The following is a 21235-nucleotide window of genomic DNA, read 5'->3' on the forward strand; positions in this document are numbered from 1 at the left end:
GCCATACACGCCGCCGCCGGCGGAGCAACCCTGGAACCGAGGCTGATGCGACGCCTGCCCCAGGCGATCGACCGAATCGTCCGCGACAATCCCATCCGGCTGATCAGCGTCGACGTCTTCGACACCATCCTGCTGCGCGGCACCCGCCCGGAAATGGCGCGGTTCCAGGTGGTGGCGCATGCCCAGGCGGCAGCGCTGGCGAAGCGTGGAGTCTGGGTGGAAGCCGACGCGCTCTATGCCGCCCGACTGGTCGCCGCGCGCACCGCCTACCGCCTGATCCGTACCGTCGAGGGCGAGCGGGAAGGGCATCTCGACCTGATCCTCGGCATGGTCTGCGCCGCGCTCCGGCTCGACCCCGCGCTGGCGCCGGTGCTGGCAGAGGTCGAGTTCGAATGCGAACTGGCCGAGCTGACCGGCAACGCGCCCCTGGCCGACGTGCTGAACCGCCACCACGCGGCCGGCATCCGGGTCGTGTTCGCGAGCGACATGTACCTGCCGGCCGGGACGATCGCCGGCCTGATCGGCCGCCTGCTGCCGCAGCTTGCGCTGGACGGCGGCTACAGCAGTGCCGACCTCGGCGTCACCAAGCGCGGCGGCGGGCTGTTCAAGGTGCTGCTGCGGCAGGAACAGGTGGAGCCGGGATCAGTCCTGCATATGGGCGACAGCGAGACGGCCGACGTGGCGACGCCGCGGTCCATGGGCATCCATGTGCTGCACACGCCCAGGCCGGCCCGGTGGCAGCACATCCATGGGCTGCGCCAGAAGATGGCCCTGCTGCAGCACCGCGCCATCATGCGGCGGGCCGCGTGACCGCGACCCCTACGATGGAGCCCGTCGAATCGCTGGAAGCGTCGCTGGAGCGCCGCTTTCCGCCGCCCGAGGCCTATTCGCACCTGGCCGGCGACGACTGGCCGGCCGATGGCCCGATCCCGGCCGACACCGACGCCCAGCGCCGCTTCGGGCAGGAACTGCTGGGGCCGATCTTCCTGCAGTTCTGCCAGCGGCTGCACATGGCGGGCGTCGCCTTCGCCGACCGCCGCGCGCGCCTGCTGTTCGCGGCGCGCGGCGGCCTGCGCCTGCGGCTGCTCTACGAGCTGTGGTGCGAGCGGTCGGGGACCCAGCCGGTGCTGCCGCTGGGCGACATCCTGATCTCGCGCGTGGCGGCCGCCAAGGGCTGCCTGGCGGCCGACTTCGACCATGTCGCGCCGATGCTGGTGCGCGAGTTCGGCGCGGGCTCGCTCGGCTACATGCTGCGCTGCCTGCTGCGCGGCCGCGCGGTCGACCTGCCCGACGTGCTGGCCCATTGCCCCGTGACGGTGGGTTCGTTCGCCGCCATCTATCGCGGCGAGGATGCGCTGGGCCAGGCGGTGCGCGACTATTTCGCCGAGCAGGCCCAGGCGATGGCCGCCTACCTGGAGGGGCTGCTGGCCGGCATCGACACCCCCGTCCTGGTCGATTCGGGCTGGACCGGCGGGACCCAGGCCCTGCTGATGCGCGACTTCCCGCAATGGGACTGGCACGGCCTCTATTTCGGCAAGTGGGACTATGGCCGTGGGCCGGGCCCGCATTTCGGCCATATCTTCGGCGTCGCCGTCGACAGCCTGGAGCCCTATGCCAACGCGCCGGGCCAGGCCCTTTTCGCCTATCACCACCTGATCGAGGACCCGCTCGAGATCGACGCCGCCAGCGTCGAGAGCTACCGCCTGCTGCCCGACGGGCGCGGCATGCCCGAGGGCGGGGACATCGACCCCATGGTGCTGCCGCCCGGCCGCGACGATGCGATGTTCCAGGGCATCGTCGATCATTTCCACTCGCCGGCCGGGGCCGGCGACTTCATGGCGGTGGAGCGCCGCGCGCACGAGGCCTATCGCCGCCTGCGGCGCATGATCCTGTGGCCGCGCCCGGCCGAGCTGCCCGGCATGCAGGTTCGGCCGCGCTCGGCCGATTTCGGCCGCAGCCTGACGGTGCCCGTCCTGCTGCGCCTGCCCGATGCCAGCCTGAAGCGGCGGGTGAAGTCGGTCGCGGCCGCCCTGTGGAAGCCGGGCCAGATGGTGGTGGCCTTCCCCCGCCTGCACGGCCTGGTGAATGGCAGTTCCTACCTGCTGCGGCGCATCCCCTTCGCCGGCCGCTTCGTCGATCCGCTGCTGCGCCGCGGGTCGGGTCTGGCACGCCGGGTCCTGCGCCGGTTGCTGCGATGACCGGCGCCGCGATCCCGAACGCCGGCCCGGTCGGCACCGCGCTGCGCTGGCGCCAGCTCATCCTCCAGCTTGCCCGGCGCGAGGTGGAGGGGCGCTATCGCGGCTCGCTGCTGGGGCTGGCCTGGGCCGTGGCCCAGCCACTGCTGTACCTGGCGGTATTCACCTTCGTCTTCGGCAGCGTGTTCGAGGCGCGCTGGGGCGTGGCGACCGGCCCGCGCGCGCCGTTCGGCCTGACGCTCTTCGCCGGCCTCATCGTCTATTGGCATTTCTCGGAGGCGGTGAGCCGCGCGCCGGGCCTGGTGCTGGCCCATGCCAGCCTCGTCAAGCGGGTGCTGTTCCCGGTCGAGGTGCTGCCGATGGCGGCCGTCCTGGCGGCCTCGTTCCATACCGCCCTGGCGCTGACGGTCTGGCTCGCCGGCCACCTCGTCTTCGTCGGGCTGCCGCCCTGGACCTTCGTGCTGGCGCCCGTGGTCCTGGCCCCGGTCGCCCTGATGGCGCTGGCGATCTCCTATGTCGTGGCCGGCGTCGGCGTCTATGCCCGCGACATCGGCCAGCTCGTCACCGTCGGGCTGACGGTGCTGATGTTCCTGTCGCCGATCTTCTATCCGCTGGAGGCGGTGCCGGCGGCCTATCGCCAGTATTTCTTCCTCAACCCGCTGACGGCGGCGGTGGAGGAGATGCGCGGCGTGCTGCTGGATGGCCGGCTGCCCGGCCTGATGACGCTGGCCGGGCTGGTGGTGGGGGGGCTGGCCGTCGTCGCCGCCTTCGCGATCTTCCGCCGCCTGCGCCGCGGGTTCGCCGATGTCCTCTGAGCTGCCGCCCGCACAACTGCCGCCCGCCCTGGTCGTCGACGGCGTCAGCAAGGTCTATCGCCGCTACGCCGCCCCGTGGGACCGCATGCGCCAGGCGCTGCGGCGCGAGGCAGCCCATGTCGACGAGCATTGGGCGCTGCGCGGCGTCAGCTTCCAGGTCGGCCGCGGCGAGACGGTGGGGCTGGTCGGCCGCAACGGCTCGGGCAAGTCGACGCTGCTGCAGATCATCGCCGGCACCATGCAGCCGACCACGGGCCGGGTGGTGGCAGCGGGCCGGATCTCGGCCCTGCTGGAACTGGGGGCGGGCTTCCACCCGGATTTCACGGGGCGGGAGAATGCGCGGCTCAATGCCGCCATCCTCGGGCTGGACGAGCGCAAGATCGCCGAGGCCCTGCCCTCGATCGCGGCCTTCGCCGACCTGGGCGACCATCTCGACCAGCCGCTGCGCACCTATTCGAGCGGCATGGGCGTGCGCCTGGCCTTTGCCGTGGCCGTCCATGTGGAGCCCGACATCCTGATCGTCGACGAGGCGCTGGCGGTCGGCGACGAGGCCTTCCAGCGCAAGTGCTTCGCCCGGCTGGAGCGTTTCCGCAGCGGCGGCGGCACCATCCTGTTCGTGTCGCATGCGGCCGCCCACGTCACCCAGCTCTGCGACCGCGCCATCCTGATCGACGACGGCGAGATGCTGGCATCGGGCGAGCCCAGGGCGGTGGTGGCGCAGTATCATCGCCTGCTGTTCGCGCCCGCCGCCCGCCGCGCCGTCCTGCGCGAGGCGATCCGCAGCGGCGCGCCCGAGGTGGAGGCGATCGAGCCCGAGGCGGAGGCGGCCGAAGCGCCCGCCGGCGATGCCTTCCTCGACACCGCGATGCGGCCCTCGGGCGCGGTCGTCTACGAGCCGGCCGGCGCCGAGATCACGGAACTCCGCGTGACCACGCCCGATGGCGCGCCGGTCAACGTGCTGCGCCGCGGCGGCGCCTACGAGATCCGCTGCCGCGTCACCTTCGCCGAGACCGCGTCCGGCGTCAGCTTCGGCACGCTGATCCGCACGGTCGCCGGCACCGAGCTGGCGGGCGGGTCGACCGCGTCGGCCGGGCGCGCGCTGGCAGAGGTCCGGGCGGGCGAGGCCTGGAGCGTGCGCCACGCCTTTCGCTGCCGGCTGCTGCCCGGCACCTACTTCGTCAATGCCGGCGTCTCGGCCGAGACCGGGGCCGAGCGCCGCTTCCTCCATCGTCTCGTGGATGCCGCCATGTTCAAGGTGATGCCCGACCCCGACCGCTGGCGCGCCGGCCTGGTCGACCTCGACTTCGAGTCCGACGCCCATGCCGAACCGGAGGGCGGGGCGTGAGCGGCCGGCTGCCGGATTTCCTGGGCATCGGGGCGCAGAAAGCCGGCACGACCTGGCTGTTCGAGATGTTGCGCGACCATCCGGGCCTGGCCTTCCCGGCCGGCAAGGAGGTGCATTTCTGGGACTGGTACCAGGATCGCGGGCTCGACTGGTACCGCAGCCAGTTCGCGGATGCCGCCCCGGGCACGCGGATCGGCGACGTGACGCCGGGCTATGCGGTGCTGCCGGCCGAGGCCGTGGCCCAGGTCCATCGGGCGATGCCCGACGGCCGCCTGCTCTTCATCGCCCGCAACCCGATCGAGCGCGCCTGGTCGGCCGCCCTGATGGCGCTGCGCTGGGCGCTGATGTACGAGCACGAGGCCTCCGACGCCTGGTTCCTGGACGTCTTCCGCTCCGGCCAGTCGCTGGGCCGGGGCGACTACGCGCAATGCATGGAGACCTGGCTGTCGGCCTTCCCGCGCGAACGCCTGCTGGTGCTCTTCTACGACGATCTGGTGGCAGACCCCACGGGCGTGCTGGCCGCGGCCTGCCGGCACCTGGATGTCGATCCGGCGCCGGTGCTGGGCATCGCGGGCGAGCGGCTGGGCCGCCGGGTCAATGCCGGCGAGGGCACGCCCCTGCGCCCCTCTCTGCTCGGTCCCTTGCGCGATCTCTATGCTTCGCGGATCGCGGCCTTCCAGCGGCTTACCGGCCGGGACCTGTCGCACTGGCTGGCGTGAGCGGGGCGGGATCGGCGCGGCGGGTGGCCACGAACCAGCAGTCGCGGCCCGCCAGCTTGGGGAAGAAGCGCACGTCGAAGCCCAGCCGGTCGAGGACATGGGCCACCATGGGCGGCGACAGCCACTCGAACTTCGCGCTGATCTTGCCCTGGGTGTCGAAATAGGTCGGCACGTCGGCCAGCAGCTTGTCGAAGCCGTGCGGCGAGGTGGCGTCGGCCACGCTCATGATCATCTTGCCGCCCGGGCGGAGCGCGCGGGCGGCCGCCAGCCAGTAGGCGACCAGGTATTGCAGGTCGACATGCACCATGGCGTCGATCGAGAAGACGAGGTCGACCGAGCCCTGCCAGCCGCGCTCGGCCACCAGCCGGTCGAAATGGTCCCATTGCGGCAGCAGGCGCGCGGTCGCCAGGCGGCCGGCCGCGATCGCCGGCGCCAGCCGCTCCTCCAGCACCGCTAGGTAGGCGGCCGACACGTCGAGCGCCAGGATCTCCACCGCCGGGCAGTGGTCCAGCACCATGGCCGTGTACTTGCCGGCACCCGGCCCGATCTCGATCGCGCGGGCCGGCAACGGGTCCAGTTCCGGCTGGAAGACCATGGCGTAGATCTTGTCCCAGATCTCGGGCGTGCCCCACTCGTCCCCCGGCCAGTGCAGGCGCTGGGCGGCCGGGTCGTTGTGGGCGCGCAACTGGGGAAAGATCGACTGGACGTAGAGGTCCCAGTACTGGCCGTAGTCGTCGGCGCGTTCGGTCATCGTTGCCTCCGGCCGCGCAGCAGCCGGCCGGCTGCCCGGAGCGGCCCGGTCAGGTTCCAGAAGAATCCCTGCTGCAGGGCGACTGCCAGGCGGGCCTGGTCCTCCGGTGTCGGCGTGGCGGGTCGCTCGGCCGCCGCCCGTCCGGCGAGCAGCCGCTGCAGCGGGCGCACCAGGCGCAGCGAGGTCGAGTTCCAGACCTCGTCCAGCGCGCGCGCCGGGTCCGGCATCACCGCATCCAGCAGGCGCTGGCGGCCGGCCGACTCGGCCTCCACCGCCGCCCGGTGGATGTCCGCCCGGGCACGCTCCGCTTCCAGTGCGGCGATACGGGCATCGCGGGCGGCGATCTCGGCCTGGGCCGCTGCGCGCCGCTGCTCCAGCTCGTCGTAGAACCACTGGAGCTGAACGAAGTCGCGGGCATAGGCATCCGCGCGCGCCTGCTGCTGGGCGATATCGCTCTCGGCCTGGGCGCGCTGGCGGATCGCTTCGGCGTGCAGCGCGGCGATGTCCTGGGCCAGCCCGGCCACCTTCTGGGCATGGGCGGGATGGCGGGCGGCTTCCTCGCCCCAGGCGGCCAGCAGCCGCCGCGCGCCGTCGACGCGCGCCAGCAGCGGGGCGACGGCGGCCAGGGGCGGCGCGTCGGGCGCGCTCTGGCGCAGCAGGCCGTAGAGCTCGCGCGCCTCGGGCATCAGGCGGGCGGGGTTGCCGCCGGTGCCGTGGCGCAGGTCGGGCCGCACGATGCCGGCCAGGACCGCTTCGAGCTGGCGCTCATCGGCCGGCCAGGCGATGCCCAGCCGCGCCATCGTCGCCCGGGCGACGGCGACCGGCTGCTCGAACCAGGCGTCGTAGTCGACGACGCCGACGATGCGGTCGCCGGCATGGCGGAAGGCGTCCAGCGTGTGTTCCAGCCACAGCAGCTGGGCTGCCGCCGGCGTCATCCCGTCGCGCCGGGCGAGCGAGCGGGCGACCGCCTCGGGGTCGCGCACGGCCAGGATGTAGGTGGGCTCGACGCCGGCATCGGCGAAGATCTCCTGCCACAGCGGCAGCAGGCGCACCGTGCGCGGGTCCTTGAAGCCCCAGGGGCCGACGCTGGCCGCGGTCTCGGCCCGGACGATGTCGGCCAGGCGGCGGCGATGGGGTCGCAGCTCGGGCAGGCGCCACCAGCCGTCCGGCAGGGGCACCAGCCCCTCGGGCTGGTACCAGGTGCGGCCGAGGCGATCGAGGATCGCCTCCTGCTCCTCGGCGATGCCCTTGTGCTCCCAGTAGCCGGCCTCGTTGTCGGGCTTGCCCTCGAGCAGCAGGTCGGGGCCGAGGTCGACGCCCAGCGCCTGCAGCAGCGAGGCCAGCAGCGAGGTGCCGCTGCGATGCATGCCCAGCACGACGATGGCACGGCGCGCGGCCGGCGGGTGGGGCGGGGCGGGGCGTGCATCGTCATGGCGTCAGCGGCCGCGCAGGCGGCGCCAGGTGCGCGACAGCCAGCGCAGCGGCGCCAGCACCGTCTCCAGCACGCGGAACGAGAAGCGCGCGGCGTCGAACAGCGCGTTCAGCTTCAGCTCCAGCAGCGACAGGTGCTGGCCGAGATTGACCAGCGTGCCGAGCCCCAGCCGGCCGGAATCGAGGTCCCTGCGCATCAGCTCGTTGCGGATCAGCGCGTCATAGAGCGCGTGCTTGTCCTGGGCACCGAAGATGGAGTTGGCATAGGCCGGGTTCGTGTTGCCCGGGCGGTGGTGATAGAGCGCCAGCGGCAGCGCCAGCACGCCGATGTCGCGCCGGGCGAGGAAACGCAGGTTGAACTCCCAGTCGCCCAGGACCGGCAGGTCCTCTCTATAATAGCCGACCTCCTCCAGCATCGACCGGCGGAACAGGAACGAGATCGGCGGGAACATGTTGCCGCCCGCCATGCGGAACAGCGTGATGCTGCGCACCCAGTCGTTGTAGGGCTGGCGGCGGTCGATCTCGACCCGGTCGCCCACGATGCGCTCGTCGACGCGCACGCTGTGGGTGATGACGCCGGCGACGGAGCCATCGGCGGCACCGTCCAGGAAGGCGGTGGTGGTGGCGAGGAATTCCGGCGTCCAGCTATCGTCGTCGTCATGGATGACGACATAGCGGCTGTCGCTGGCGCGCAGGCCGACATTGGAGGCGGCCTCCATGCCGAGCGAGCGCGGATTGTGGATGACATGCAGGCGGCCGGCATAGCGGTCGGCGAAGGCGGCGGCCAGCCGGTCGACCGGCGCGGCCTCGCCCCCGTCGTTGACGACGACATGGATCCAGTCCGCCTCGGTCTGCGACAGCACGCTTTCCATGGCACGGTGCAGCAGGACCGCTCGGTCCTTGGTGCGGGTGATCACCGCGACGGCGGGCAGGGACAATCGGGGCCTCTGGCAGGTCTCGGGGTGGGCCGGCGCCATCGCCGCCCGTCGGGCGACCACATGCCCGCCCATGGGCATCCACGTCAACCGCCTGCCGGCCGGGCCGGCGGAATGCGATTCCCACGGGCGTTGTGACGGCCATCACTTTGAACCGTCGGCGGGGACCGCGCGACACAGGCTGCAACGGGCTCTTTGTTGCCGGCCGGCAACATTTCAGGGGGCCTGGAGCGGGCCGGAAGCGGTCCAGGGGAAATCGCTTGCCTAGCTTGAAAGCCGAAATCTATGGTCCGGATCGTTAGTTCTCGGACTGGGAGCCGGCGGTCAGGCCAAGTTCGGCAAGGCCACGGGCAGAATTCGTAAGCAGGAGGTAGCCAGTTATGGCGGTCATTAGTTGGAATGGGGCGAGCAATCTCGACCTCAAGATTCTGGGTCAGACGTTCGACTTCCGTTCGGACGTGCTGCAGATTTCGGACCCGTCGCTGCAGGCGAACCAGTTCGACCTGGTCGAGAACGGCACCGACCTGGTGATCGTGAAGTCGCGCGACGCGACGGGTGCGCCGCTGCCGGCCGCCTCGGTCACCTATGCCTACATCCCGAACATGCTGCTGCGCCAGGTCGGCGGCACGGACAGCTCGCCCGTCAGCTCGAACATCGTGCTGTCGAACGGCGGCCAGCTCTACATCGGCGACCGGATCACCGACACGCTGACGGACGACGCCGGCAACGACGCCACTGCGCTCTCGACGCAGCTCCAGTCGGTGCAGGTGTGGGGCCTCGGCGGGGCCGACACGATCTCCACCGGTGACGGTGCGGACCGCGTCTATGGCAACACGGGTGCGGACAGCATCAGCGGTGGTGCCGGCAACGACAGCATCTATGGCGGCCAGGAGAACGACACGGTCTCCGGCGGCGGCGGCAACGACAACGTGGCCGGCGACGCCGGCAACGACCAGGTCAATGGCGGCTCGGGCAACGACATCCTGTACGGCGGTGCGGGCAACGACGTCATCGACCCGGATACCGGTAACGACACGATCTTCGCCGGCAACGGCAACGACACCGTGACGGTCGGCGACAGCGACACCGGCAACAAGCTTATCTACATGGATAAGCTGCAGGACTATGTGAACATCATCTCGACCACGGGCGACCATGTCGTCTATCTGGGCGAGAACAACGACATCGCCGAGCTCGAAGCCAACTCGGGCGACATCCAGGTGTTCGGCCAGGATGGCAACGACGAGATCTGGGCCCAGAACTCGGGCTCCGACACGCTCGACGGCGGCAACGACGACGACTATGTCGGCATCGGCGACGGCTCGGTCGGCAAGAAGACGCTGATCGGCGGCTTCGGCGACGACGAGATCGACATCCAGGACAGCTCGGGCTTCGCCAGCGACCAGATCCTGCCGAACACGCAGGTGACGGTGTCGGCCGGCGAGGGCGACGACTCCATCTTCTACGATCGTGGCCTGTTCATCACCGACGCCAACGACGGCGGCACGGACAACGACTCGATCTACTTCGACCAGCAGACGATCCTGACGCTGCGCGACAAGTCGCTCGAGAACATCGAGACGGTGAACTTCAGCAGCGACAGCGACTATGTCGTCTTCGCCGACGGCAACAACGTCAAGGTCGCCAACGGCAATGGTGGCGAGGATTACCTCAGCGCCGCCCGCGAGACCTCGGGCAGCTACACGCTGAACGGCAACGAAGGCGACGACACGCTGATCGGCGGCGCCGGCGGCGACAAGCTGAACGGCGGCAATGGTGAAGACCTGCTGACCGGCGGTGCGGGTTCGGACACGTTCCAGTTCTCCGACCTCTGGAACAGCAGCTCCTACGAAGACGTCCTGACGGACTTCACGGGCGGCACGGACAAGGCGACCTTCAACGGGAACCTGTTCGGCGACGTGTCGGCCATCGACGGCTACAAGGGCACGACCGGCGTCGGCTCCAGCGCCAACGACAACCTGTTGATCGCCACCGGCCAGGGCTACTCGACCATCACGCAGTTCGACACGTTCCTGTCGGAAGGTGATGCGGACACCAACAAGCCCGGCTTCTACATCTTCTTCAACACCAGCTCGAACCGTGCGGAGATGTACTTCGACACGGACATGACGAGCACGGACGGTGCGGTCCTGATCGCCACGTTCAACAACATCACGGCGGTCAGCCAGCTCGACAAGCTGAACGAAGGCCCGACCGGCCACAATTCGGGCGACTTCGTCATCCTCTGATCGACGAGATCGAACCGACGCGACCCGGGGCCGGGGGAGAAATCCCCCGGCCCTTTCTTTTGGCCCGCACCAGTCGACCGGGCGACGGTTTTGCTATAACCTGGGGCAACGGGCAGGCGCCTTTGGGCAGCCATCGCAATTAGCAGGGGGCACGATCATCATGGCGGTCATCAGCTGGAACGGGGCGAGCAATCTCGACCTGAAGATTCTGGGTCAGACGTTCGACTTCCGCTCGGACGTGCTGCAGATCTCGGACCCGTCGCTGCAGGCGAACCAGTTCGACCTGGTCGAGAACGGCACCGACCTGGTGATCGTGAAGTCGCGCGACGCGACGGGCGCGCCGCTGCCGGCCGCCTCGGTCACCTATGCCTATATCCCGAACATGCTGCTGCGCCAGGTCGGCGGCACGGACAGCTCGCCCGTCAGCTCGAACATCGTGCTGTCGAACGGCGGCCAGCTCTACATCGGCGACCGGATCACCGACACGCTGACGGACGACGCCGGCAACGACGCCACTGCGCTCTCGACGCAGCTCCAGTCGGTGCAGGTTTGGGGCCTCGGTGGCGCCGACACGATCTCGACGGGTGACGGTGCGGACCGCGTCTATGGCAACACGGGTGCGGACAGCATCAGCGGTGGTGCCGGCAACGACAGCATCTATGGCGGCCAGGAGAACGACACGGTCTCCGGCGGCTCGGGCAACGACAACGTCGCTGGCGACGCCGGCAACGACCAGGTCAATGGCGGCTCGGGCAACGACATCCTGTATGGCGGTGCGGGCAACGACGTCATCGACCCGGATACCGGCAACGACACGATCTTCGCCGGCAACGGCAACGACACCGTGACGGTCGGCGACAGCGACACCGGCAACAAGCTTATCTACATGGATAAGCTGCAGGACTATGTGAACATCATCTCGACCACGGGCGACCATGTCGTCTATCTGGGCGAGAACAATGACGTGGCCGTTCTCGAAGCCAATTCGGGCGACATCCAGATCTTCGGGCAGGACGGCAACGACACCCTCGCGGCGGAAAACTCCGGCTCCGACACGCTCGACGGTGGCAACGACGATGACGGCCTGATCGTCGGTTCGTTCCTGGACAACTCGTTCATGTCTGCCAACGTCGTCGGCGACAAGGTGCTGATCGGCGGCTTCGGTGATGACATCATGATCGTCGCCGACAGCTCCGGCTTCGCCAGCGACCAGATCCTGCCCAACACCCAGGTGACGGTCTCTGGCGGCGAGGGCGAGGATTGGGCGTTCTATGCCCGTGGCCTGTTCATCACCGATGCCAATGACGGCGGCACCGACAACGACCTGCTCTTCTTCGGCGGCGCGACGGACCTGACGCTGCGCGACAAGTCGATCGAGAACTTCGAGACGGTGGCGTTCAGCTACTACAGCGACCGCGTCACCTTCGCGGACGGCAACGTCGCGTCGGGCGCCTCCATGGAGGTGTACGGCAATGATGGCGAGGATTATCTCGATGCCAGCCGCGAGACCAATGGCACCTACGTCCTGTTCGGCGACGAGGATTCCGACACGCTGATCGGCGGTGCCAAGAACGACACGCTGATCGGCGGCGAGGATACCGACCTGCTCACCGGCGGTGCGGGCAAGGACCAGTTCGTGTTCGAGGACGGCGACTTCGCCGACACGATCAGCCCCTACTACCCCGAGCCGGACATCCTGCAGGACTTCACGGGCGGCACGGACCAGGCGATCTTCAACGGCAATGCCTTCGGCGGCGTGTCGGCGATCGACGGCTACAAGGGCACGACCGGCGTCGGCGCCAGCGCCAACGACAACCTGCTGATCGCCACCGGCCAGGGCTATTCCGATCTGGCGCAGTTCGACACGTTCCTGTCGGAAGGTGCCGCCGACAACAACAAGCCCGGCTTCTACATCTTCTTCAACACCAGCGCGAACCGTGCGGAGATGTATTTCGACACGGACATGACGAGCACGGCCGGCGCGATCCTGATCGCGACCTTCAACAACATCACGGCGGTCAGCCAGCTCGACAAGCTGAACGAAGGCCCGACCGGCAACAACTCCGGCGACTTCGTCATCATCTGATCGACGAAATCCGACCGATGGCCACCCGGGGCCGGGGGAGAAATCCCCCGGCCCTTCTCTTTGTGCGCCAATGAACCTGCGGTGGTGGATCGCTGGCCGAATCCACTTGCTGCACCGCACGACCGCCGCTACTTTTCGTCGACCTGAGCATGCGGTGGCGGGCGCCGCCGGTGCCAGCGTGACCAATCTCATGGGGGCGATCGAATATGGCGGTAATCAGCTGGAACGGGGCGAGCAATCTCGACCTGAAGATCCTTGGTCAGACGTTCGACTTCCGCTCGGACGTGCTGCAGATCTCGGACCCGTCGCTGCAGGCGAACCAGTTCGACCTGGTCGAGAACGGCACCGACCTGGTGATCGTGAAGTCGCGCGACGCGACGGGTGCGCCGCTGCCGGCCGCCTCGGTCACCTATGCCTACATCCCGAACATGCTCCTGCGCCAGGTCGGCGGCACGGACAGCTCGCCCGTCAGCTCGAACATCGTGCTGTCGAACGGCGGCCAACTCTACATCGGCGACCGCCTGACGGACACGCTGACGGACGATGCCGGCAACGACGCCACTGCGCTGTCGACGCAGCTGCAGTCGGTGCAGGTGTGGGGCCTGGGCGGTGCCGACACGATCTCGACGGGTGACGGTGCGGACCGCGTCTATGGCAACACGGGTGCGGACAGCATCAGCGGTGGTGCCGGCAACGACAGCATCTATGGCGGCCAGGAGAACGACACGGTCTCCGGCGGCGGCGGTAACGACAACGTGGCTGGCGATGCCGGCAACGACCAGGTCAATGGCGGCTCGGGCAACGACATCCTGTACGGCGGTGCCGGCAACGACGTCATCGACCCGGACACCGGCAACGACACGATCTTCGCCGGCAACGGCAACGACACCGTGACGGTCGGCGACAGCGACACCGGCAACAAGCTTATCTACATGGATAAGCTGCAGGACTATGTGAACATCATCTCGACCACGGGCGACCATGTCGTCTATCTGGGCGAGAACAACGACATCGCCGAACTCGAAGCCAATTCGGGCAACATCTACGTCCATGGCGATGGCGGCAACGACGAGATCTATGCCCAGAACTCCGGCTCCGACACGCTCGACGGCGGTAACGACGACGACATCGTCGCGGTCCTGAACGGTTCGGTCGGCAAGAAGACGCTGCTCGGCGGCTTCGGCGACGACGAGATCTCGGTCGAGGACAACTCGGGCTTCGCCAGCGACCAGATCCTGCCGAACACGCAGGTGACGGTGTCGGCCGGCGAGGGCGACGACGATATCTACTACAATCGTGGCCTGTTCATCACCGACGCCAACGACGGCGGCACGGACAACGACTCGATCTACTTCGACGGGCAGACGATCCTGACGCTGCGCGACAAGTCGCTCGAGAACATCGAGACGGTGAACTTCAGCAGCTACAGCGACGACGTCGTCTTCGCCGACGGCAACAACGTCAAGGTCGCCAACGGCAATGGTGGTGATGATTACCTCAGCGCCGCCCGCGAGACCTCGGGCAGCTACACGCTGAACGGCAACGAAGGCGACGACACGCTGATCGGCGGTGCCGGCGGCGACAAGCTGAACGGCGGCAATGGTGAAGACCTGCTGACCGGCGGTGCGGGTTCGGACACGTTCCAGTTCTCCGACATTTGGAACAGCAGCTCCTACGAAGACGTCCTGACGGACTTCACGGGCGGCTCGGACAAGGCGACCTTCAACGGGAACCTGTTCGGCGACGTGTCGGCCATCGACGGCTACAAGGGCACGACGGGCGTCGGCTCCAGCGCCAACGACAACCTGCTGATCGCCACCGGCCAGAGCTACACCAGCATCGGTGCCTTCGACACCTTCCTGTCGGAAGGTGCCGCGGACAACAACAAGCCGGGCTTCTACATCTTCTTCAACTCCAGCTCGAACCGTGCGGAGATGTACTTCGACACGGACATGACGAGCACGGACGGTGCGGTCCTGATCGCCACGTTCAACAACATCACGGCGGTCAGCCAGCTCGACAAGCTGAACGAAGGCCCGACCGGCCACAATTCGGGCGACTTCGTCATCCTCTGATCGACGACATCGAACCGACGCGACCCGGGGCCGGGGGAGAAATCCCCCGGCCCTTTCTTTTGGGTGCGACCTTGGTACCGGCCCCGGGCTGCTTGTCTCGGCGAGCCGGCCGGGGATAGAAATGGCGTCTTCCGCCATGCGACCGTCGTCGCAAGGGCAGGCAACGCTCGAGGACCGGAATGACCGAGCCATTTCCCGTGCTGGTCGGCTGGGACAGCCGGGAAGACATCGCCTACCAGGTGTGCCGCCACTCGCTGCTGCAGCATGCGTCGGTGCCGGTATCGGTGGACCCGATCCGCCAGCCCGACCTGCGGGCGGCCGGTATCTACGACCGGCCCATCGACCCCCTGGCCTCGACGGAATTCACCTACACGCGCTTCCTGGTTCCCCATCTGCGTGGGTTCGAGGGCTGGGCGCTCTTCGTGGATTGCGACTTCCTGTGGCTGGACGACATCGCAGGGCTGCTGGCGGCGTGCGATCCCCGGCATGCGGTGATGTGTGTCCAGCACGACTACGCCCCGACCGAGCGCTGGAAGATGGACGGCGTTCCCCAGAGCAGCTATCCGCGCAAGAACTGGAGCAGCCTGATCCTCTGGAACTGCGGCCATCCGGCCAACCGGGTGCTGACGCCCGAGCTGGTCAACCGCGAATCCGGCGCCTTCCTCCATCGCTTCCAGTGGCTGCCCGACGAACTGATCGGGGCCGTGCCCGAGCGCTGGAACTGGCTCGAGGGGTGGAGCCGCCCGGCCGCCGCGGGGCAACTGCCGGGGGCGGTACATTATACCCGTGGCGGGCCGTGGTTCGCCGAATGGCAAGACGTGGCGTATGCCGACCTGTGGTGTGCCGCCCGGGACGCATGCGTCGGCGGCCAGCCGGCGGCAGGGCAGGCGAGGGCCGGCTGACGCGGCCGATGTCGGCCGCGGAGGCCGACGCCGAAGCCGGCCGGCGGCTGGCCGCCGGTGATGAGCAGGGTGCCATCGCGGTCCTGCGCGCGGGCCAGACGCACCAGCCGCACCCGGTCCTGGCGACCAATCTGGGCCGCCTGGTCTGGCGGACGGGTGCCGTCGACGAGGCGCTGGAACTGCTCGAATGGGCGACGGCCACGGCCCCCGATCAGGCGGCCGGCTGGGTCAATCTGGGCGATGTGCGGGCGGCAGCCGACGATCCCCGGGCCGAGCACGCCTATCGCCGCGCGATCGGGCTGGTGGCCAATCCAGCCGAAATACACTGGTCGATCGCGGTCGACCTGTTGACGCGCGGCCAGTGGCGGCGGGCCTGGCCGCACTATGCGTGCCGGGCGCGCCATCCCCGGGTGCGCCGCCGCCCGAGCCCCTATCCGCCGCTGGCGGCACGCCGGCGTCCGGGCGGGCGCATCCTGCTGTGGAGCCATGAAGGCGTCGGCGAGGACCTGCGCCATGTCGCGTTGCTGCCGCGCCTGCTGGCCGAGGGCTTCGAGATCGTGCTGGAAGTCGATCCCCGGCTGGTGCCGCTCTTCGCCCGATCCTTTCCCACGGTGAGCGTGGTGCCGCGCACCTGGCCACCGCAACCGGCCGCCGCCGATCGCGCGATCGTCGCCCACTCGGCCCTGGGCGACCTGCCGGCATGGCTGGGGCTGGAGCCGGCGGACCTGCCGCCCGCCGCCCCCTGGCTGAAGGCGGACATGGCGGCGGTGGCCCGTCTGCGGCGCCGCTACGCCGCGCTGGGGCCGGGACCCGTCGTCGGCCTGTCCTGGCAGAGCAGCGGTACGCCCTTCGCTGCCGCCAAGTCCCTAGGGCTGGCCAGGCTGGCGCCCCTGCTGGCGGTCGAAGGGGTGACGTTCGTCGACCTCCAGTACGGTGCCGACGAGATCGGCCGGGCGACCCTGGCGCCGGCGCTCGCCCGGCGCCTCCATCGCGATGCCGCCATCGATCCCGCGACGGACCTCGACGGCTTTGCCGCCCAGGTCGCCGCGCTGGATCTTGTCGTCTCGTCCAGCAACACGACCGTCCATATGGCCGGTGCCCTCGGAATCCCCGCCTGGACAATGCTCCACCGCGGTCCACCGATAACGCCCTACTGGATTGGTGGAATCGATGCGTCTCCCTGGTATCCCCGGATGAAGGTCTGGCGCCAGAACACACCCGGAGATTGGGCGACCCCATTATCTGCCATTATGAACCATTTCAAATCGTGGCTCCTATCCTTGCCGGGGCGTCCGCATATTTGAATCCGCTTGCGGATCGGCGGTCGGCTGGATACCGTCCTGGCCAATTCTCGGACTGTGAGCGGACTCCCGATTCGGGATCGTCCGGCATCTATTTTCTAATTGGGGGCGTAAGACCATGGCAGTCATCAGCTGGAACGGGGCGAGCAATCTCGACCTGAAGATCCTCGGTCAGACGTTCGACTTCCGTTCGGACGTGCTGCAGATCTCGGACCCGTCGCTGCAGGCGAACCAGTTCGACCTGGTCGAGAACGGCACTGATCTGGTGATCGTGAAGTCGCGCGACGCGACGGGTGCGCCGCTGCCGGCCGCCTCGGTCACCTATGCCTACATCCCGAACATGCTGCTGCGCCAGGTCGGCGGCACGGACAGCTCGCCGGTCAGCTCGAACATCGTGCTGTCGAACGGCGGCCAGCTCTACATCGGCGACCGGATCACCGACACGCTGACGGACGATGCCGGCAACGATGCCACTGCGCTGTCGACGCAGCTCCAGTCGGTGCAGGTGTGGGGCCTCGGTGGCGCCGACACGATCTCGACGGGTGACGGCGCGGACCGCGTCTATGGCAACACGGGTGCGGACAGCATCAGCGGTGGTGCCGGCAACGACAGCATCTATGGCGGCCAGGAGAACGACACGGTCTCCGGCGGGTCGGGCAACGACAACGTCGCCGGCGACGCCGGCAACGACCAGGTCAATGGCGGCTCGGGCAACGACATCCTGTACGGCGGCGCCGGCAACGACGTCATCGACCCGGACACCGGCAACGACACGATCTTCGCCGGCAACGGCAACGACACCGTGACGGTCGGCGACAGCGACACCGGCAACAAGCTTATCTACATGGATAAGCTGCAGGACTATGTGAACATCATCTCGACCACGGGCGACCATGTCGTCTATCTGGGCGAGAACAACGACATCGCCGAGCTCGAAGCCAACTCGGGCGACATCCAGGTGTTCGGCCAGGATGGCAACGACGAGATCTATGCCCAGAACTCCGGCTCCGACACGCTCGACGGCGGCAACGACGACGACGATATCGGCATCGCCAATGGTTCGATCGGCAAGAAGACGCTGATCGGCGGCTTCGGCGACGACGAAATCGGCATCGAGGACTTCTCGGGCAATGCCACCAGCCAGATCCTGCCGAACACGCAGGTGACGGTGTCGGGCGGCGAGGGCGAGGACTATGTCGGCTACGCCCGCGGCCTGTTCATCACCGATGCCAACGACGGCGGCACCGACAACGACTTCATCTCGTTCAATCAGGCGACGATCCTGACGCTGCGCGACAAGTCGATCGAGAACTTCGAGACCGTGTCGTTCAGCTACTATAGTGACGCTGTCGTCTTCGCGGACGGCAACGTCGCGTCGGGCGCCTCCATGGAGGTGTACGGCAATGACGGCGGCGACTATCTCGATGCCAGCCGCGAGACCAACGGCACCTACGTCCTGTTCGGCGGCGAGGACTCGGACTCGCTGTTCGGCGGTTCCAAGAACGACACGCTGGTCGGCGGCGAGGATACCGACCTGCTGACGGGCGGCGCCGGCAAGGACCAGTTCGTGTTCGAGGACGGCGACTTCGCCGACACGATCAGCCCCTACTATCCCGACCCGGACGTCCTGGAGGACTTCACGGGCACGGTCGACCAGGCGGTCTTCAACGGCAATGCCTTCGGCGGCATGTCGGCGATCGACGGCTACAAGGGCACGACCGGTGTCGGCGCCAGCGCCAACGACAACCTGCTGATCGCCACCGGCCAGGGCTATTCCGACCTGGCGCAGTTCGACACGTTCCTGTCGGAAGGGGCTGCCGACAACAACAAGCCCGGCTTCTACATCTTCTTCAACACCAGCGAGAACCGTGCGGAGATGTATTTCGACACGGACATGACGAGCACGGCCGGCGCGATCCTGATCGCGACCTTCAACAACATCACCGCGGTCAGCCAGCTCGACAAGCTGAACGAAGGCCCGACCGGCAACAACTCCGGCGACTTCGTCATCATCTGATCGACGACTTCGCACCGATCGAGACCCGGGCCGGGGGAGAAATCCCCCGGCCCTTCTTTTTTGCCGGGCCGACCCCGGTCACGCGCCCACACCGCACGCCTCTCGTGCGTCATGGGCCCCCAGCGTGCTAGGGGACGGGTATGACCGATACCGAGATGCGGCCCCCCGGCGCACCGGCGCCGACCGTGGCCGGGGCGGCAGCCGTGGCGCGCGCCGAGGATGATCGGGCGCATGTCGCCCGACTGGCCGCGGAGGGCGAGGCGGCCCTGAAGGCGGGCCAGTTTGCGGCGGCCATCGCGGCCCATGCCGAACTGGTCCGCCGGCGGCCGCACCTGATCGACCTGTGGCGCCGGCTCGGCGTTTCCTATTCGCGCGGCCAGGGCATGGCCGAGGCGGCCGGGCACATGGCCGCCCATGCCGTCGCGGTCGGCCATGCGGCGGGATTCCGGGTCGCCGCCCAGATCGCCGCCCAGTCCGGCGATCTGGCGGCCGCCACCCGCCTGGCCGAACAGGGCATGGCCGCGGTCGGGGCCGACGAGGCCCTGGCCTTGCTGTTGTGCAGGCTCTGGCGCGATCGGGGCGACCATGCCCGCGGCGCGGCCGCGGCCGGCGCTGCCATCCGGCGCGGCCTGGGCGGCGACCGGCTTCGCCTTGCCTGGGCCCACGCGCTCCTGCAGGCCGACGACGCGAACGGCGCGCTGGCGGCAGTCGCCCCCTTGCTGGCGGCCCAGCCGGCTGCCAAGGCCCCCCGCCAGGTCGAGGGCGACGCCCTGCAGCGTCTGGGCGACCACGGCCGGGAACTGGCGGCGCTGCGGCAATGGCTTGCCGCCGATCCGACCAGCGAGCCGGCCCGCTTGCGGCTGGCCAACCGGCTGGTCGCCGACGGCCGCTTCACCGACGCCATCTCGATCCTGCTGCGGCTCATGCGCGAGCAGCCGGAATCGGCCCGCTTCCCGACAGTGGCCGCCATGATCCTCTATGGCATGGGCAAGGACGGCCGTGGCCTGCGCCTGGCCCAGCGAGCGGTGGCGCTGGATGCGGACGCGGCCGAAGCCCAACTGGCCCTGGCGACGATCCTCAATCGCATGGCGCGCCACCGCGAGGCCGAGATGCCGGCCCGGCGCGCCGTCGCCCTGTTGCCCAAGCTGTCGGCGCCGCACAACGCGCTGGCCCTCAGCCTGCAACGCCAGAACCGCTTCTCCGAGGCCGAGGCGCTGTGCAACCAAGCGATTTCGCTGCAGCCGGACGACCCCGATGCGCTGGCGAATCTCGCGACCCTGCAATGGATGCTCGAACGCTATCCGCAATCGATCGCCAATTTCGACCGCGCGCTGGCGCAGCGGCCCGGCGATGCCGAGATCCATTTCAACCGCGGCGTCAGCCATCTCGCCATGGGCGATTTTGCCCGCGCCTGGGACGACCTGGGCTGGCGCTGGAAGCGCGACAAGGCGAAGTGGCGCCCGTTCCCGCAGCCCTGGTGGACGGGCGGGCCGGTGGCCGGCCGGATCGTAGCCTGGGGCGAGCAGGGGGTGGGGGACGAGGTGCTGGCCGCGGGCCTGTTGCCCGACCTCCAGGCGGCCGTGCCGGCCGGCGTCGCGCTGGAATGCGACCCGCGCCTGGTGCCGCTGATCCGCCGGTCGATGCCGCACGTGCTGGTGGCCGCCCGCGTCGACCCGATCGACCCCGCCCTGCTGGCACCGGACATCGCCGCCCAGACGCCGATGGTCGACCTGGCGCGCCATCTTCGCCCCGACCGCGCGTCGTTCCGCCCCCATTCGGGCTATTTCCGGGCCGATCCGGCGCTGACCGCGCGCCTGCGCGCGCGCTACCGGGAGCCCGGGCTCGACGGGGCCGCGCCCGGCCTCGTCGTCGGGCTCTCCTGGTCCAGCACCAACCGCAAGCTGGGCCAGCGCAAGACGCTCGAACTGCCCGCCTGGGCGCCCATCCTGGCCACGCCGGGCGTCCGTTTCGTCAGCCTGCAATATGGCGACGTGTCGGACGAGGTGGAGGCCGTGCGGGCCGCGACCGGCGTCGCGGTGCGGGTCGATCCGGAGATCGACTCGCTGGTCGACATCGACGCCTATGCCGCCCAGGTGGCGGCCATGGACCTGGTGATCACGATCAGCAACACCGCCGTCCACTTCGCGGGGGCACTGGGCGTGCCCGGCTGGCTGATGCTGCCACGGGGAAACGGCTTGCTCTGGTACTGGCTGGTGTGTCAGGGAGAGCATTGCCCCTGGTATCCATCGATTCGCGTCTTCCGTCAGGATCGGGAAGGGGACTGGTCGGGGATGGTCGAACGGCTCGCCAGCGCGCTCCGCAACCGCGCTGCGACGTAAGGCCACCGACGAATGCAGTCGATCGGGTCGACGCAACTATAGTATTGATGCCCGGCGGACGCGCCTGGGCAGATA

At 68.9% G+C, this 21235-nt stretch carries 15 protein-coding genes; 12 read left to right on the top strand and 3 right to left on the bottom strand.

Annotated features, from left to right (window positions below):
* The first annotated feature begins 45 nt into the window (after positions 1-45).
* From STVA_RS04020 to STVA_RS04040, 5 genes are read left to right on the top strand one after another with little or no spacing between them, the layout of a single operon-like run.
* Positions 46-810: a hypothetical protein gene (locus STVA_RS04020; RefSeq protein ID WP_123693985.1), complete on the top strand. Its 765-nt coding sequence runs from the start codon at positions 46-48 to the stop codon at positions 808-810.
* Complete coding sequence (locus tag STVA_RS04025) at positions 807-2198, top strand: hypothetical protein (protein WP_142235641.1); 1392 nt, start codon at positions 807-809, stop codon at positions 2196-2198. The genes STVA_RS04020 and STVA_RS04025 overlap by 4 nt, the downstream gene beginning before the upstream one ends.
* A complete protein-coding gene (locus tag STVA_RS04030; RefSeq protein WP_123693981.1) occupies positions 2195-3010 on the top strand; it encodes an ABC transporter permease in 816 nt (271 codons plus the stop codon). Before STVA_RS04025 ends, STVA_RS04030 begins: the two co-directional genes overlap by 4 nt.
* A complete protein-coding gene (locus STVA_RS04035) occupies positions 3000-4355 on the top strand; it encodes an ABC transporter ATP-binding protein (RefSeq protein WP_123693979.1) in 1356 nt (451 codons plus the stop codon). The genes STVA_RS04030 and STVA_RS04035 overlap by 11 nt, the downstream gene beginning before the upstream one ends.
* Positions 4352-5074: a sulfotransferase gene (locus tag STVA_RS04040; protein ID WP_170216655.1), complete on the top strand. Its 723-nt coding sequence runs from the start codon at positions 4352-4354 to the stop codon at positions 5072-5074. Before STVA_RS04035 ends, STVA_RS04040 begins: the two co-directional genes overlap by 4 nt.
* Here STVA_RS04040 and STVA_RS04045 read toward each other — a convergent pair.
* The 3 genes from STVA_RS04045 to STVA_RS04055 form a co-directional block, all read right to left on the bottom strand.
* Positions 5040-5825, bottom strand: coding sequence for a class I SAM-dependent methyltransferase (locus tag STVA_RS04045; protein ID WP_123693977.1), 786 nt, complete (start codon positions 5823-5825; stop codon positions 5040-5042). The genes STVA_RS04040 and STVA_RS04045 overlap by 35 nt on opposite strands.
* Entirely contained in the window at positions 5822-7192 is a 1371-nt protein-coding gene (locus STVA_RS04050; protein WP_338092739.1) for a hypothetical protein, read from the bottom strand. Before STVA_RS04050 ends, STVA_RS04045 begins: the two co-directional genes overlap by 4 nt.
* A gap of 69 nt (positions 7193-7261) precedes the next feature.
* Complete coding sequence (locus STVA_RS04055; RefSeq protein WP_123693973.1) at positions 7262-8194, bottom strand: glycosyltransferase family 2 protein; 933 nt, start codon at positions 8192-8194, stop codon at positions 7262-7264.
* Between the two features lie 377 nt (positions 8195-8571).
* Here STVA_RS04055 and STVA_RS04060 point away from each other — a divergent pair, with 377 nt between their 5' ends.
* From STVA_RS04060 to STVA_RS04090, 7 genes are all read left to right on the top strand, one after another.
* A complete protein-coding gene (locus STVA_RS04060; protein ID WP_142235643.1) occupies positions 8572-10440 on the top strand; it encodes a calcium-binding protein in 1869 nt (622 codons plus the stop codon).
* A 160-nt stretch (positions 10441-10600) separates the two neighbouring features.
* Positions 10601-12526 carry a calcium-binding protein gene (locus tag STVA_RS04065; RefSeq protein ID WP_123687753.1) on the top strand — a complete coding sequence of 642 codons (1926 nt, stop codon included), beginning with the start codon at positions 10601-10603 and terminating at the stop codon, positions 12524-12526.
* Positions 12527-12732: 206 nt separating this feature from the next.
* Positions 12733-14601 (top strand): calcium-binding protein, encoded by a 1869-nt coding sequence (locus STVA_RS04070; protein ID WP_123687754.1) that lies wholly within the window; start codon positions 12733-12735, stop codon positions 14599-14601.
* A gap of 179 nt (positions 14602-14780) precedes the next feature.
* Positions 14781-15503 carry a glycosyltransferase gene (locus STVA_RS04075; protein WP_123687755.1) on the top strand — a complete coding sequence of 241 codons (723 nt, stop codon included), beginning with the start codon at positions 14781-14783 and terminating at the stop codon, positions 15501-15503.
* Between the two features lie 8 nt (positions 15504-15511).
* Positions 15512-16807, top strand: coding sequence for a glycosyltransferase family 9 protein (locus STVA_RS04080; RefSeq protein WP_142235644.1), 1296 nt, complete (start codon positions 15512-15514; stop codon positions 16805-16807).
* 115 nt (positions 16808-16922) lie between these two features.
* Entirely contained in the window at positions 16923-18821 is a 1899-nt protein-coding gene (locus STVA_RS04085; protein WP_142235645.1) for a calcium-binding protein, read from the top strand.
* A gap of 140 nt (positions 18822-18961) precedes the next feature.
* Positions 18962-21160, top strand: a complete 2199-nt coding sequence (locus tag STVA_RS04090) for a tetratricopeptide repeat protein (RefSeq protein WP_123687752.1) — start codon at positions 18962-18964, stop codon at positions 21158-21160.
* Positions 21161-21235: the final 75 nt, after the last annotated feature.

It is taken from the genome of Stella humosa, from assembly GCF_006738645.1.
Taxonomy (GTDB): Bacteria; Pseudomonadota; Alphaproteobacteria; order ATCC43930; family Allostellaceae; genus Allostella; species Allostella humosa.